Annotated in this window: 17 protein-coding genes and 1 pseudogene; 14 read left to right on the top strand and 4 right to left on the bottom strand. The window is 40.6% G+C overall.

The features are described from left to right. Positions 1-8 precede the first annotated feature (8 nt). Positions 9-1262 carry a serine hydrolase domain-containing protein gene (locus I6N90_RS08645; protein ID WP_197935124.1) on the bottom strand — a complete coding sequence of 418 codons (1254 nt, stop codon included), beginning with the start codon at positions 1260-1262 and terminating at the stop codon, positions 9-11. Between the two features lie 172 nt (positions 1263-1434). Between I6N90_RS08645 and I6N90_RS08640 the strand changes: the two genes are divergently transcribed. From I6N90_RS08640 to I6N90_RS08625, 4 genes are all read left to right on the top strand, one after another. Beyond that, positions 1435-1992 carry a TetR/AcrR family transcriptional regulator gene (locus tag I6N90_RS08640; protein WP_197935123.1) on the top strand — a complete coding sequence of 186 codons (558 nt, stop codon included), beginning with the start codon at positions 1435-1437 and terminating at the stop codon, positions 1990-1992. Continuing rightward, positions 1989-2318, top strand: coding sequence for a DMT family transporter (locus I6N90_RS08635; RefSeq protein ID WP_197935122.1), 330 nt, complete (start codon positions 1989-1991; stop codon positions 2316-2318). Before I6N90_RS08640 ends, I6N90_RS08635 begins: the two co-directional genes overlap by 4 nt. A 14-nt stretch (positions 2319-2332) precedes the next feature. Continuing rightward, on the top strand, positions 2333-2680 hold the full coding sequence (locus I6N90_RS08630; protein ID WP_197935121.1) for a DMT family transporter: 348 nt from the start codon (positions 2333-2335) through the stop codon (positions 2678-2680). Positions 2681-2811: 131 nt separating this feature from the next. Beyond that, a complete protein-coding gene (locus I6N90_RS08625; protein WP_197935120.1) occupies positions 2812-3258 on the top strand; it encodes a hypothetical protein in 447 nt (148 codons plus the stop codon). Between the two features lie 72 nt (positions 3259-3330). Here I6N90_RS08625 and I6N90_RS08620 read toward each other — a convergent pair whose 3' ends face one another. Next, positions 3331-3570, bottom strand: a complete 240-nt coding sequence (locus I6N90_RS08620; RefSeq protein ID WP_197935119.1) for a glutaredoxin family protein — start codon at positions 3568-3570, stop codon at positions 3331-3333. A 185-nt stretch (positions 3571-3755) separates the two neighbouring features. On the opposite strand from I6N90_RS08620, the gene I6N90_RS08615 reads away from it, so the two are divergent. The 4 genes from I6N90_RS08615 (at position 3756) to I6N90_RS25240 (ending at position 9768) form a co-directional block, all read left to right on the top strand. Continuing rightward, the gene (locus I6N90_RS08615; RefSeq protein WP_197935118.1) at positions 3756-6185 is read left to right on the top strand and encodes a heavy metal translocating P-type ATPase; all 2430 of its coding nucleotides are present in this window, start codon (positions 3756-3758) and stop codon (positions 6183-6185) included. Positions 6186-6228: 43 nt separating this feature from the next. Then, on the top strand, positions 6229-6843 hold the full coding sequence (locus I6N90_RS08610) for a nitrite reductase (protein ID WP_197935117.1): 615 nt from the start codon (positions 6229-6231) through the stop codon (positions 6841-6843). Between the two features lie 275 nt (positions 6844-7118). Beyond that, positions 7119-9068: a beta strand repeat-containing protein gene (locus I6N90_RS25245; protein WP_197935116.1), complete on the top strand. Its 1950-nt coding sequence runs from the start codon at positions 7119-7121 to the stop codon at positions 9066-9068. 94 nt (positions 9069-9162) lie between these two features. Then, positions 9163-9768, top strand: a complete 606-nt coding sequence (locus I6N90_RS25240) for an S-Ena type endospore appendage (RefSeq protein ID WP_332262430.1) — start codon at positions 9163-9165, stop codon at positions 9766-9768. Positions 9769-9822: 54 nt separating this feature from the next. Here I6N90_RS25240 and I6N90_RS08595 read toward each other — a convergent pair whose 3' ends face one another. Then, the gene (locus I6N90_RS08595; protein ID WP_197935114.1) at positions 9823-10158 is read right to left on the bottom strand and encodes a DUF3992 domain-containing protein; all 336 of its coding nucleotides are present in this window, start codon (positions 10156-10158) and stop codon (positions 9823-9825) included. A gap of 36 nt (positions 10159-10194) precedes the next feature. Beyond that, entirely contained in the window at positions 10195-10566 is a 372-nt protein-coding gene (locus tag I6N90_RS08590) for a DUF3992 domain-containing protein (protein WP_197935113.1), read from the bottom strand. A 281-nt stretch (positions 10567-10847) separates the two neighbouring features. On the opposite strand from I6N90_RS08590, the gene I6N90_RS08585 reads away from it, so the two are divergent. The 6 genes and pseudogenes from I6N90_RS08585 (at position 10848) to I6N90_RS08560 (ending at position 13354) form a co-directional block, all read left to right on the top strand. Then, on the top strand, positions 10848-11045 hold the full coding sequence (locus I6N90_RS08585) for a DUF3977 family protein (protein ID WP_332262448.1): 198 nt from the start codon (positions 10848-10850) through the stop codon (positions 11043-11045). A gap of 51 nt (positions 11046-11096) precedes the next feature. Continuing rightward, complete coding sequence (locus I6N90_RS08580; protein ID WP_232242793.1) at positions 11097-11837, top strand: hypothetical protein; 741 nt, start codon at positions 11097-11099, stop codon at positions 11835-11837. Positions 11838-11883: 46 nt separating this feature from the next. Further along, positions 11884-12093, top strand: a pseudogene (locus I6N90_RS08575) (NUDIX hydrolase); the annotation flags it as partial. Positions 12094-12228: 135 nt separating this feature from the next. Next, positions 12229-12645: a MerR family transcriptional regulator gene (locus I6N90_RS08570; RefSeq protein ID WP_197935112.1), complete on the top strand. Its 417-nt coding sequence runs from the start codon at positions 12229-12231 to the stop codon at positions 12643-12645. A 4-nt stretch (positions 12646-12649) separates the two neighbouring features. After that, positions 12650-12913, top strand: a complete 264-nt coding sequence (locus I6N90_RS08565; protein WP_197935111.1) for a glutaredoxin — start codon at positions 12650-12652, stop codon at positions 12911-12913. Next, positions 12914-13354 carry a GNAT family N-acetyltransferase gene (locus I6N90_RS08560; RefSeq protein WP_197935800.1) on the top strand — a complete coding sequence of 147 codons (441 nt, stop codon included), beginning with the start codon at positions 12914-12916 and terminating at the stop codon, positions 13352-13354. Positions 13355-13414 lie beyond the last annotated feature (60 nt).

Below are 13414 nucleotides of genomic sequence, written 5' to 3'. Positions count from 1 at the left end.
AAATATCGTTACTTCACTTTTTTCATTCCCAAAAAAGAAAGTGTTCCATCAGCTCTTTGTTTAAACATATAGGTTTTATTATTCGTTTTGTGATGAAAAGTCGATTCCGAAATAGGGTAGAATGGAACTAGCTCGCGATCATTCCAAACGAAAAATAATTGGTCCCCATCACGTTGAACGACAGCTTTACATCCAAATCCTTCATACGTTCCCATATAGTTGTTATACTTTTCCTCATCTAATGAAATAGCTAGTGGAATTTCAGGTACAGTAATTTCTTTATCAAAAACTAGACCAGCAAGCGAATCCGCAAGCGAGGTTGCAGGTACAAAATCAAAATTCGTAAGAAGAATAACCGTTGTCTTATCTTCTGGGTATCTGTGTAGTTCGCTCCGGTATCCTCGGTAGGCTCCCCCATGAAAGACTCTTTTTCGATCATAGAGGTTATCCAGAAACCAGCCTAAACCATACTTTGCATCATCTTTATAGAATACGTTTTGAATCGTTTCCTGCGATATGAACTTTCCTGTATAAAGTGCTTGATCCCATTTGTACAAGTCTTCGACTGTAGAGTACATGGAGCCAGCAGAGAAGCAAGTACTCATATCAATAAATTCCGATGGAGAAAGTGATTGTTCAGTTCCATCATAGGAGGAAGCAAGTCCTGAAATAACTCGCCGTCCGTCATTTAGTCCAGTATTTAACATGTCAAGTGGCTCTAAGAAATGGGTAGTTACATATTGTTCGTAGGTAATGCCAGAAACTTTTTCGATTATGATCCCGAGTAAAAAGTAACCAGTGTTGTTATAGGAAAACGAAGTGCCTGGTGAGAAATCAAGTGGAAGGTCTATTATCATCGGAATCCACTTTTCACGGTTAATTGGCCATTTGTTTAGATTGGCATTAAATTCAGGTAGATTCGTAAAGTTTGCAAGTCCTGATTCGTGTTGAAGCAGATGCTTGATTGTTATCTTTTCGAACTTTTTAAATTGTGGCAAATAATCATCTAACGAATCATCAAGGCGAAGCATCTTTTGTTCAACTAATTGCATAATTGCCATTGCAGTAAATGATTTGGTGATGGACCATATGCCGAATTTCGTATGTAACTGGTTACGTATCTGATGTTCGTGATTCGCAAAACCATATGCTGATTTGAACACTATGTTATTATTTTGAGCAATTAAGATAGTCCCGCTGAAAGGCCAGCTCTTCATATATTGCTCCATATACGATTGAATTTTTTCAAATACTGCTGCCATTTTTGACACGCCTCCTTCAAAAGGCTATTTTAACATAGTTTCAAAATGGATCGTATCGATAGTCATCAATTTGTAGACTTTTGTTTGAGTAGGTAGTTTGACATCAAAACCGTCCAAGTAGTACAATAAACAAAAAAACCGTCCAGACGGTACATAAAAGGAGCGAGCATTGTTGGATTCAAAAGCAAAATTGAAACGAAAACACATTTTACAATCTGCAACAACGTTTATTTTAACAGTCGATTTCCAATCGCTTACTTTAGATGCTGTAGCTAAAGAGGCTGGTGTGAGTAAAGGCGGTTTATTGTATCATTTTCCGAATAAAGAAGAGCTTTTGAAGGGGCTTGCCCTGCATATATTTGAGCAATTTATCGAATTGTTTGATTCTTATGCAGCTAAGGATGATGACGAGTATGGGAAGTGGTGTCGAGCATATATACAAGCATCGAGAGAGGATTTGGAGCACAATGCTGCTTTGAATGTTGGAGTCATGTCTGCTACTTTGTTACAACCCGTTTATATCCAAAGCATGTCATATAGTTACTCCTATATGCTGAGAAAGATGGAGGAGGATGGGATCGATCCATCAATTGTAAGCATTATAAGACTGACGATTGATGGCATGTATTATTCCGTTTTGTATAAAATTGAACCTCTTCAAAAAGAGTTGCTTGATGAAGTAATGACACGATTAATGAATATGACGCGCAAGGGGATGAACGAAAATTGAATGCATATCTTTTGTTAGCTTTTGCAATCGTAAGTGAAGTGTTTGGTAGCTCCATGTTGAAAGTATCAAAAGGATTTTCGAAATGGTTGCCGTCATTAGGTGTAGTTGTTGGTATGGGCACAGCCTTTTATTTCTTATCTCTGTCACTAAAGGAATTGCCGCTTGGTGTTGCTTATGCCATTTGGTCGGGAGTGGGAACAGCTTTAACAGCGATGATAGGCGTTTTAGTTTGGAAGGAAAACTTTAATGTAAAAAAAGCACTGGGGCTGGCGCTTATTATCGGGGGAGTAATTGTGATGAAGCTATCAACGGGTAGTTCAACATAGAGGGGAAGTTTATGATGAAAAAAGGATATATCGCGTTAACTTGCTCGATTGCATTTGAAGTATTCGGGACTACGATGCTTAAATTGTCAGATGGATTTTCAAACGTATTGCCTTCGATCGCTTTTATAATAGGGATGGGTACAGCATTTTATAGTTTATCGATTTGTCTTAGAACGATTCCGCTAAGTTTGGCATACGCCATATGGTCAGGTGTAGGTACAGCGCTTACTGCAGTAATAGGAGTACTATTATGGGATGATCCGTTTAACTTGATTACACTTTCGGGTTTTGCCCTAATTATAGGTGGAGTAGCGTTACTTAATGCTTCAAATAAGTCAGTTGAAACAGCTCCATCATCGTAAAGCAACTTTCCAAACTTGTGTAAACAACGATTTAAAAAGGAAAAAACCTCCATAATCTTTTCGTAGCGTGTTAAAATAAAGAAGATGAGAAACACTCTGCACGATAATGAATATGATTATGGAGGTATAACTTGAAGAAGACGAAAATAGCATTGATTGCTACATTAGTTGTTTGTTTTGTACTCGTAATTGTAGTAGGAATAATGAGGTATACTTCATTAGATAAACAAATACTTAGTGTAATAAATGAAACTCATACGGTCAGAATTGAATTGAGTAGACATTCCGACAGCGCGCGTATATCGATAGAAGATAAAGAGACGATAAATAAAATTTTTGAAGATTTCAAAGGAACAAAACTTAAAAAAGTGAGCGGTACTCCAACAATCGGAGATTACGTCATACATATTTATTACAAAAATAACACGATGGGAACTTACCTTGGCTTTAGTGTTGATCAGGAAGGAAAATATATATCGCTTTCTACTCAATCAATTAGTAATAGTTACAAAGTATTAAGTGGAGATGGATTTTTAGATACGATCAATAGTTTAGAATGGGAGCAAACTGATAAATAAAAGTCATTATAAAAATATAAGCAAGAAGAACCCTAATACACAAATAGGGATCTTCTTGTTTTTATTATTTTGTTAAGTTAATAAAAGTCCTTCGATTTCTTGGCGATTGAAAACAAAGCCGAAATAGATTTTGTCGTCGATAAAGATGGTTGGAACTAAATTTTTGCCCGATCGTTTGCGTAGAGTGTCTGCATGCTGAGGATGATCAGCGATGTCGTAATCCGTATACGAGATATTATGGTCATTTAAAAATTTTTTGAAATTTTTGCAATCCTCGCATGTTGGAGTTGTGTATACTTCTATCTTCTTCATATGGAATTCCTCCTTGTTATTGTGTAATTCAATGTACCCACTAATGGTAGCGTGTAATCATAATAGTACTGGAGCACATTATATACAAGTGCAAAATAATTGAGCTTTAAATTACAAAAGGTAAAAATAGGTTTGACAAATATACGGTACGGGGGTATATTATATTCAAGGAAGGGGTAATGACAATGGAAACGAATAGCAATGCTTTGAAGCAAGCTAATCTGCAACTTGTAGGAATGACCTGTGCAGCTTGTGCAGCCCGAATTGAAAAAGGGTTAAATAAACTTGACGGGGTTACAGAAGCAACTGTAAATTTTGCAATGGAACGTGCTGCGGTTACTTTTGACCCTAATGTAACGAACATTTCGAATATAGAAATGAGTATTGAAAAGCTTGGATTCAGCACTGCCAAAGAGTCAGTTGATCTTCAGCTAGTTGGAATGACATGTGCGGCATGTGCACTCAAAATTGAAAAGACGTTAAACAAAATGGCAGGTGTTACGACAGCTACAGTAAACTTCGCTATGGAATCAGCACATGTTGAATACTTAGGATCGGAAGTATCACCTGCCGAGATGATTCAGAGAATTGAAAAGCTCGGATACAATGCAGTATTGAAGGAAGAGGCAGGTAATCCAGCCGAACTTCGTCAAAAAGAATTAAAGCAGCAAAAACGCAAATTGCTACTATCAGCTATACTATCATTCCCATTGTTATGGGCGATGGTTACACATTTTTCATTTACATCATGGATCTGGATGCCGGATCTATTTATGAATCCATGGTTCCAGCTAGCGCTTGCGACACCTGTCCAGTTTTACGTAGGTAAACACTTTTATGTGGGAGCTTACAAAGCACTTCGTAATAAAAGTGCGAATATGGACGTTTTAGTAGCTCTTGGAACGTCAGCAGCTTACTTCTACAGTTTGTATTTGACCATCGAATGGGCGATTAATTCGGGAAGTGTTCATCATGGACCAGCAATGTATTATGAAACCAGTGCAGTACTCATTACACTTGTTATTCTTGGTAAATTGTTTGAATCATTGGCTAAAGGTCGTACGTCCGAAGCCATTAAAACATTAATGGGGCTACAAGCGAAAACGGCCTTTGTAATTCGTAATGGTCAAGAGTTAACGATTCCAATAGAACAAGTTCTTTTAGGCGATATTGTTGTCGTAAAACCTGGTGGTAAAGTTCCAGTAGACGGCGAAGTTATTGAAGGTACTTCTGCAATTGATGAATCGATGTTGACTGGAGAAAGTATTCCGGTTGAGAAAAAAGTTGGAGACAGCGTTATTGGCGCTACAATTAACAAAAACGGTTTGTTGAAAGTAAAAGCGACTAAGGTTGGTAGAGATACGGCTTTAGCGCAAATTATTAAGGTCGTAGAAGAAGCACAGGGCTCTAAAGCACCGATCCAACGTGTTGCTGATGTTATTTCTGGTATTTTTGTACCGATCGTTGTAGGGCTTGCCATAGTTGCATTTATCGTTTGGTACTTCTGGGTATCTCCAGGCAACTTTGCGACAGCATTAGAAATTGCAATTGCAATTCTCGTTATTGCATGCCCATGTGCGCTTGGTCTTGCTACACCAACATCGATTATGGCTGGTTCTGGCCGCGCTGCAGAGCTTGGTGTTTTGTTCAAAGGCGGGGAACATTTGGAATCGACGCACAAAATTGATGCGATTATTTTGGATAAAACAGGCACAGTAACGAAAGGAAAACCTGAACTAACGGATGTCGTTATTGAATCCATGGATGAAGAGATGTTCCTAACTCTTATTGGAGCAGCTGAAAAAAACTCTGAGCATCCTCTAGCAGAAGCAATTGTAGCTGGTATTGAAGCTAAAGGTATTCATTTACCGAATACGGAACAGTTTGAAGCTATACCCGGTTACGGTATACGGGCAGTCGTTAATGGCAAGGAAGTACTGGCCGGAACTCGTAAACTTATGAATAAATATAATGTAAAAGCTGATCATGCATTCGATCAAATGTCTCAATTGGAACTCGCAGGTAAAACGGCTATGTTGTTCGCAATTGATGGGAAATATGCTGGTCTTGTAGCGGTTGCTGATACGATTAAAGAAACATCGAAAGATGCGGTAGCACGTCTAAAAGGCATGGGCATCCAAGTTATTATGATTACAGGAGACAATGAACGGACTGCAGCAGCAATAGCGAAGCAAGTTGGTATTGAACATGTGCTTGCTGAAGTTCTACCGGAAGGAAAAGCAGCAGAAGTGAAAAAGCTGCAAGCACAAGGGAAAAAAGTGGCGATGGTTGGCGATGGTATAAATGACGCACCTGCACTTGCTATGGCCGATATCGGAATGGCAGTTGGTACTGGTACAGATGTAGCGATGGAAGCAGCTGATGTGACACTTATGCGCGGTGATTTAAATAGTATTCCTGATGCAATTTATATGAGTCGTAAGACGATGAGCAACATTAGACAAAACTTATTTTGGGCGCTTGCCTATAACTCGATTGGAATTCCAATAGCAGCGATTGGACTACTTGCGCCATGGGTAGCTGGAGCAGCAATGGCTTTAAGCTCAGTATCCGTTGTACTGAATGCTCTTCGTTTACAACGTATGAAAGTGTAATTGTGGAGAAGTAACATACTTTTAGTACAGGAGAGTGAATGAAATGGCAGTAAAAACATTTGCTGTTACTCCAGGATTTAGTGTTGGAGGAGCGATTTTTACTTCGAAACAATTAGCCCTTATTGGGTCAGTTATTGGAGATGAAGCTAAAGTAGAGATGACTACATTTAAACAATTATATGTGACCATAGAAGAAGATCGTATTCCTGATGTGCAATTACAATTGGAAGAAGTAGATTTAGAAATTCATCAAGCCGGATTTGTTTCAAAAAGTTTAATCACGTGCAACTTTTGCAAGGGGGCGGTGGAAGCAGGGTTAGATGTTGCAAAAGCTTTGGATTTAGCAATAGCTAATCATGAAGTGCCAAGTCCCTTGAAAATCGGATATGCAGGTTGTGCACTTGGAACGAGTGAACCTTTATTAAAAGATATAGCTGTCGTCAAAATGAGAGATTCGTTCGATCTCTATGTTGGCGGAGAAGCAAAGGGATTGAAACCAAGTTTTGCGAAGTTGCTAGTGTCAAATTTACAAAAGGAACAACTGATTCCTATCACTATGAAGTTAATCAATATTTTTCAAACGAATGGGAAGAAAAAAGAGAAGTTTTCAAAATTTGTTGATCGGATGACGCTTGAGGAGTTAAGAGCGAGTGTGTGAGTTGTTAAAATTGTAGACTAGTTAATGTTTTTATATTATGGATTGCAATTATCTCTTTATTGATAGAGTATTCGTTGTCATTCTACTAGTTATTGTAGAAGGAGACGGATACTCTATTTTGTTTTCTAAAAATGTATTACATAAGAGCGGCATAAGTACAAGCGATTTTTGAGTTCTGAACATGTAATAGTTATAATCGCATTTTTGAGCAGGATTAATTTTTAGTAGATTAGTAACTCGACGTTGTACTGATTTTTTGGGAAGGGGTTACTTTGATGGCTTTTTTAGAAGGTATAACAGGCTCCGGCTCATATAAAAAGTGTTATTGCGTTAATAGTTTGAGTTGTAACGGTTGTGACAAGGGAGTTACTGGTCCAACTGGAGCTACGGGAGCGACGGGAGTTACGGGAGCGACTGGAGCGACGGGTGTGACTGGAGCGACGGGTGTGACGGGAGCTACTGGTGCGACTGGAGCAACGGGAGTGACGGGAGCAACGGGAGTTACGAGTGCGACTGGAGCGACGGGTGTGACTGGAGCGACGGGTGTGACGGGAGCGACTGGAGTGACGGGTGTGACGGGAGCGACTGGAGCGACGGGTGTGACGGGAGCGACGGGAGTTACGGGAGCGACTGGAGTGACGGGTGCGACGGGGCCGACGGGGCCGACTGGAGCGACGGGAGTTACGGGTGCGACGGGTGTGACGGGAGCTACTGGAGCGACTGGAGCGACGGGAGCGACGGGAGTGACGGGTGTGACGGGAGCGACTGGAGCGACGGGTGTGACGGGAGCGACGGGAGTTACGGGTGCGACGGGTGTGACGGGAGCGACTGGAGCGACGGGAGCGACGGGAGCGACGGGAGTTACGGGTGCGACTGGTGCGACGGGAGTTACGGGAGCAACGGGGTCGACGGGTGCGACTGGAGCAACGGGTGCGACGGGTGTGACGGGAGCTACTGGAGCGACGGGAGTGACGGGAGCAACGGGAGTTACGAGTGCGACTGGAGCGACGGGTGTGACGGGAGCGACGGGAGCGACGGGTGCGACTGGAGCAACGGGTGCGACGGGTGTGACGGGAGCTACTGGTGCGACTGGAGCGACGGGTGTGACTGGAGCGACGGGGTCGACGGGTGCGACTGGAGCGACTGGAGCGACGGGAGTTACGGGTGCGACTGGAGCGACGGGAGTGACGGGTGCGACTGGTGCGACGGGTGTGACGGGAGCAACGGGGCCGACTGGAGCGACTGGAGCGACGGGAGTTACGGGAGCTACTGGAGCGACGGGTGTGACGGGAGCGACGGGTGTGACGGGAGCTACTGGTGCGACTGGAGCGACGGGAGTTACGGGTTCGACTGGAGCGACTGGGGTTACGGGTGCGACGGGTGCAACGGGAGTGACGGGTGCGACTGGAGCGACGGGAGTGACTGGTGCGACTGGTGCGACGGGTGTGACGGGAGCGACGGGAGTTACGGGATCGACTGGAGCGACGGGAGTTACGGGTGCGACTGGTGCGACGGGAGTGACGGGTGCGACGGGAGTGACGGGTGCGACGGGAGTTACGGGAGCAACGGGAGTGACGGGTGCGACTGGAGCGACTGGGGTTACGGGTGCGACGGGAGTGACGGGAGTGACGGGAGCGACTGGAGCGACGGGAGTGACTGGAGCGACGGGTGCGACGGGATTGACGGGAGTGACGGGATCGACTGGAGCGACGGGAGTTACGGGAGCAACAGGCCCTGACTTTGCTACTAATGGTTTTTCGGCGTTTATAACAACCGTTACAGTTGCCGCGAGTTCACAGCTTACAAACTGGTCTGTTGCAAACCCGTATTACGGTAGTGCAAACTTTAATGCGACGACAGGTAATTTTACAGTACCAGTTACAGGAAGATATTCGATCTCAGCAACTATCAACTTTGCTACAACAGTTGCACTTTCAGCAGGACTTGGAGCAGCTATTTTTCCCTATTTTGCAATCCAAAGAACGACCCCGACAGCAACCATTTTGGTGAGTGGTCTACTCCCAATTCTTAACGTTAATATTTTATTGTTACTGACATTAAGAGCCATCTTAGGTAATGGTGCGGTGACACTGGCAGCAGAAGTTATTTTATCAGCTGGTGATGTTATTGGACTATTTTATAATGCTAATGGTTTGGCGATCTCACTTAATATTGGTACGGGGGCAACAAATGGGGTCGTTTGGTCCGTTCATCAAATGGCATAATTATTAAAAATAAATGTTGAAAATGTATAACCATATGTGGATAAGATTCATTAACTATAAGTAACGGAATCGTCGGTCTTGAAAGAGGGGGAGAATGCTGAATAGGAGTATTCAAGTAAGTAAGAAAGCCTTATTAGCATTAATGAAAGTTCCCACGTTTAAATATAAGAATAGTCAAATGATAAAACAAACTGTCAACTATCAAACAAAAAAAAGATGTTCAAATCGTAGAAGGAAAAAAAGATGCGTTCCATTTCTACAACATGATTATCTCAGACCGAGACCGATTCATGTACCATGTCGAAGCCATCCTTCACATTGCGGACATGGTCCATGTCCACCGAAACCACCAGATCCGCCATTTAATTTCGTAGTTGAAAAAGATTGCTGCGGTTCTATCGTGCTCCAAAGTAATCAACCAGCTTTTACGATCTGGGAAATCGATGTTGATTCCAACATTACTGTTGCGCAGGTCAGCTTTTACTTAAACTCTAACAGTACAGAAGCTCTAGAAGTTTTAATAAAAGGTGAAGAAAAGAAACGATTATATGTACCTCCAGGCAGTACGACGAACTATATTGGGCAAGGTATAAGATCTATAAAAATACCAAATCAAGGGAATGAACAAACGTATATTGAAGGGAAATATGTCATTTCAACTACCCTTCAGCTACAAACTAATGCTATAACAGATCAATAATAAAGGTGGTTCTTCCATATTTCGAAGAACCACCTTTATATATGAATAACTATTTTAAAGGTTATATCGTACCGTAATACAGAATTCGCCTTGTGCTGCAGCGGTTGATGTTAATGTTATCGTATTGAAACGAGAAACTGTAAAAGAAGCACTACCCCCTGGAGCAATTACAACCGTTTCAATGGCAGCTACTACACCGGTTCTGAAAAAGTTCACGGTCAAGTTGCCCGTTCCAGTTTCGTATTTAACATAACCAGTACCATTTATAATTTGGGCGATATTATCTGCATATACAGTTTGCGTTCCAGCAGCAGCTAATGCCCAATTCGTACAAACTTTATCTTGAACGGTAATCTTATCTGAGCAACAACTAAGTGGTGTACTACACATTAATAATGAATCCTCCTCTGTGCTCTTAATTGTTTTTTACACTGGATACCTTGTTGTTATACAGAATTCACCTTGGTAAGTGCCAGCTGTTGCAGCAGGTAAAGTTAATTGAACTGCGCTAAACCGACGGTAGGTAAACGCTAAGCTTGTTCCAGGGGAAATGACAAAAGGAGCTGCATTTATTGGATTCCCAGCAGCGTCCAGAAAGTCTAGCTCAATATCTGCTGGTCCAACGTCATATTGTACATATCCAGTACCAACAATATTTTGAGTAATATTGTTGGTAAACGTAACAACTAACACATCAGTCGCAACAACAGTACCGCTCCAAGGTGCACATACTTTATCTTGAACGTAATCTTTTTCAGAGCAACATGTTAAAGCAGAACTAGATGTACTACAACTCATAGCTTAATACCTCCTATTTGATTTTCTAAACTATTTAATGCAGGCAGGTATCCTCGCGCGTGGACAATTGCCTGACCAATAATAATAAAAATACAAAATAGGTACGAAATGGACATCCTAAATGCGCCCGGAATTAAAACAAGCTGCTCTATTTACTCAAACTACTTTTTTTATATGATATTTTTAAAGCTAGTTGTACTATAATATGGAATATATCTAGTGACTAAGAAAGAGTGGTTTCTCTGAAGTATATCGAATTAGGTATAGGAAATAGATGGTAAATAAGGACTGAAACCGAACTTGCTGATGGTACAGAATATGAGGAGCGCGGTATATTACGGCCAATTAAGTTCTATTTGATTTATATAAGGATTTGGATTAGGAAAGCAGTATTCATCGTAGATATGAAAGAAGGCTTTAAAAAAATGAAAAAGAACCAAAATGAGATTAAAATGATAATAGGGATTAGTAGTTATTAAAAAGTAATACACGGACTAAGCTAAAGCAGATCATTGGTAAGGAGAATAGGTTTGGAAACAAATGAAAAAAATCAGTTTCACTTGTCAAAAGTAAATGGATTTCCCGGTCGGTGGATAGGGGGAATCACACTCATAGTTGGACCAATCCTTATGTTAGTTGGGGTTCTTCTTCGAATACAATTTGATTTCTTTTATCCTAAGCAGCTTGAAGCATACATGGATTACCCGTCCATAGTTTTTTGGTCATTTAGTGCATTTAATGCGGGTAATGTTCTATTGTTGCCAGCAATATTAACAATAATCGGATTGATAAGGCAGATGAAACCTAATTGGGCTACATGGGGAGGTATGCTAGTTGTTTTCGGGTTATTTACTCGAACTTTCCATGCTGGAGTTGACCACTTAGCCTATCAATTAGCTCGATTACAGCCATTGGATGTAGCAACAAAAGTAATAGGTGATTCTTACGGGGCTTATCATATTTTTAAAATGTTTAATCTTGCCATACTACTTGGTTGGATCGTGCTTGCCATTGGTGCTTACCGATCAAAAGTACTTAATTTAATGAGTTCTATGGCGTTAGGGTTAATGGCTTCACTTCCTCTTGGTGTTTTAAAGGGAACTACTCTTTTTTCAGTTATAGCAACTGCTGGGCTATGTATAGCTCTCGTACCATTAGGTATTAAAGTGTTGCGTAATGGGACTAAACCTTCACTGAAAAACGTAGTATTTTATTTGTTAGTATCGATAATTTGTATTTTCATCTTTCACTTTATCGGACAGGCTGGATGAAATCATAGTTTAGCTGACTAAGCAAATTACAAAGGAGAAATATTTGGTGGTAAACGAGATACTAAAAACGTTTGACAAAGACAGAAATCATGTAGGTGTTGCTACACGTGAAGAAGTACATAGAATAAGTTATTGGCATGAAGCATTCCATTGTTGGTTTGTTAGTAAAGAAAATGATGTAGATTATATTTATCTTCAAATACGAAGTGATTTGAAAAAAGACTATCCGAATCTTCTTGATATTACTGCAGCCGGCACATCTGTTACCATTTTATGGAAGTGTCCTCAAGTTAATAAGAGAAAATTTATGACTTTATAGCTAATCCTCAATAAATCACCATTGACTCTGTACTATGGTAAAGAGTTTACACTTGTTTTAGAGGAGGTAAATATGAATGGTTTAACGATAAGCCAAGTAGCGAGTATGTCTCACGTTAATATTGAAACTGTTCGGTATTATGAAAGACGGGGATTAATCTCGAAGCCGCCAAGAAGTGAAAGCGGCTATCGGATGTTTACACAGCAAGCTGTCGAAGATATTCGATTTATTAAAAAAGCACAAGAAATTGGGTTCACACTTGAAGAGATTAGAAGCTTATTATCTCTCTACAAAAATGAAGTAGAGATTATACCTGCAGATATGCAACGGATTGCACTTGAGAAAATTCAAGAAATTGAAGAAAAAGTGAATCAATTAAATCGTTTTAAAGCTTTGTTGGAGTCGGCAATCAATCGTCATGTCTCCAAGCTACCATTTTCTATTGATCAATGCCCGGTTATGAAGGGATGCTCTGAAGGAAAGGGTTGATGTAATGGGTGCAAAAATTGAAATATTTATAGATGGTGGTCCTGATAGTGAAACCTTTATTCAACAAGTTAAGAAGTTAGCATGTTCCAAATGTGAATTAATCACTTACAACTTGAATGATCAAACTAATGCAGAAGAATATGAAATCAAGGCTAGAGCTTTTGGACTTAACGTCTACCCGGCTGTTGCGATTAACGGTAAAATAGTTGATATTGAAAAGATGAACAAAGTGGATAAGATGAAATTAGCTGTTAAGTTACATTTTTAGCTGGAAAATTCGGGACATCGATATTATTCTGATGTCTCTTTCTCAGTTAGTAGTAGGAGGTTCATCTCGATAAACACAACTAATGAAGAGATTGTAGGACATATTTTAATATCAAAAGTGAAAATAAGTAATGAAAAAGAAAAAATAGATTCACTCGCGTTAGCACCCGTTTCTGTTTCGCCAGTTTATCATAATCAAGGTATTGGAAAATTGCTTATGAGAGAAGCGTTAGAGAGAGCTAAAGATCTTGGATATTCGTCAGTAATCGTTTTGGGTCATCCTCACTATTACCCGAAATATGGCTTCAAAAGCGCTTCTTTATGGGGAATTAAAGCTCCATTTGAAGTGACTGATGACGTATTTATGGTGTTGGAATTACACGAAGGTGCACTAAATCATGTTTCTGGAGTTGTTGAATATCCAAGTGTATTTTTTGAATAAGGATGTGGCTGAACGTCAAGCGAGTCAATAACTTTGTACATATCGTACATTATTAGAGGA

It is taken from the genome of Paenibacillus sp. GSMTC-2017 (assembly GCF_016019935.1).
GTDB lineage: Bacteria > Bacillota > Bacilli > Paenibacillales > Paenibacillaceae > Pristimantibacillus.
Note: the sequence above shows the minus strand (reverse complement) of the source record. Positions and strands in the feature narration are given on the sequence as shown.

What these genes read in the sequence shown, in the direction of transcription:
- I6N90_RS08570 (WP_197935112.1), top strand. Translation starts at nt 12,229, where the DNA reads ATGAATGGTTTAACGATAAGCCAAGTAGCGAGTATGTCTCACGTTAAT.
- I6N90_RS08590 (WP_197935113.1), bottom strand. Translation starts at nt 10,566, where the DNA reads ATGAGTTGTAGTACATCTAGTTCTGCTTTAACATGTTGCTCTGAAAAA.
- I6N90_RS08565 (WP_197935111.1), top strand. Translation starts at nt 12,650, where the DNA reads ATGGGTGCAAAAATTGAAATATTTATAGATGGTGGTCCTGATAGTGAA.
- I6N90_RS08630 (WP_197935121.1), top strand. Translation starts at nt 2,333, where the DNA reads ATGAAAAAAGGATATATCGCGTTAACTTGCTCGATTGCATTTGAAGTA.
- I6N90_RS25245 (WP_197935116.1), top strand. Translation starts at nt 7,119, where the DNA reads ATGGCTTTTTTAGAAGGTATAACAGGCTCCGGCTCATATAAAAAGTGT.
- I6N90_RS08595 (WP_197935114.1), bottom strand. Translation starts at nt 10,158, where the DNA reads ATGTGTAGTACACCACTTAGTTGTTGCTCAGATAAGATTACCGTTCAA.
- I6N90_RS25240 (WP_332262430.1), top strand. Translation starts at nt 9,163, where the DNA reads ATGCTGAATAGGAGTATTCAAGTAAGTAAGAAAGCCTTATTAGCATTA.
- I6N90_RS08615 (WP_197935118.1), top strand. Translation starts at nt 3,756, where the DNA reads ATGGAAACGAATAGCAATGCTTTGAAGCAAGCTAATCTGCAACTTGTA.
- I6N90_RS08620 (WP_197935119.1), bottom strand. Translation starts at nt 3,570, where the DNA reads ATGAAGAAGATAGAAGTATACACAACTCCAACATGCGAGGATTGCAAA.
- I6N90_RS08645 (WP_197935124.1), bottom strand. Translation starts at nt 1,262, where the DNA reads ATGGCAGCAGTATTTGAAAAAATTCAATCGTATATGGAGCAATATATG.
- I6N90_RS08610 (WP_197935117.1), top strand. Translation starts at nt 6,229, where the DNA reads ATGGCAGTAAAAACATTTGCTGTTACTCCAGGATTTAGTGTTGGAGGA.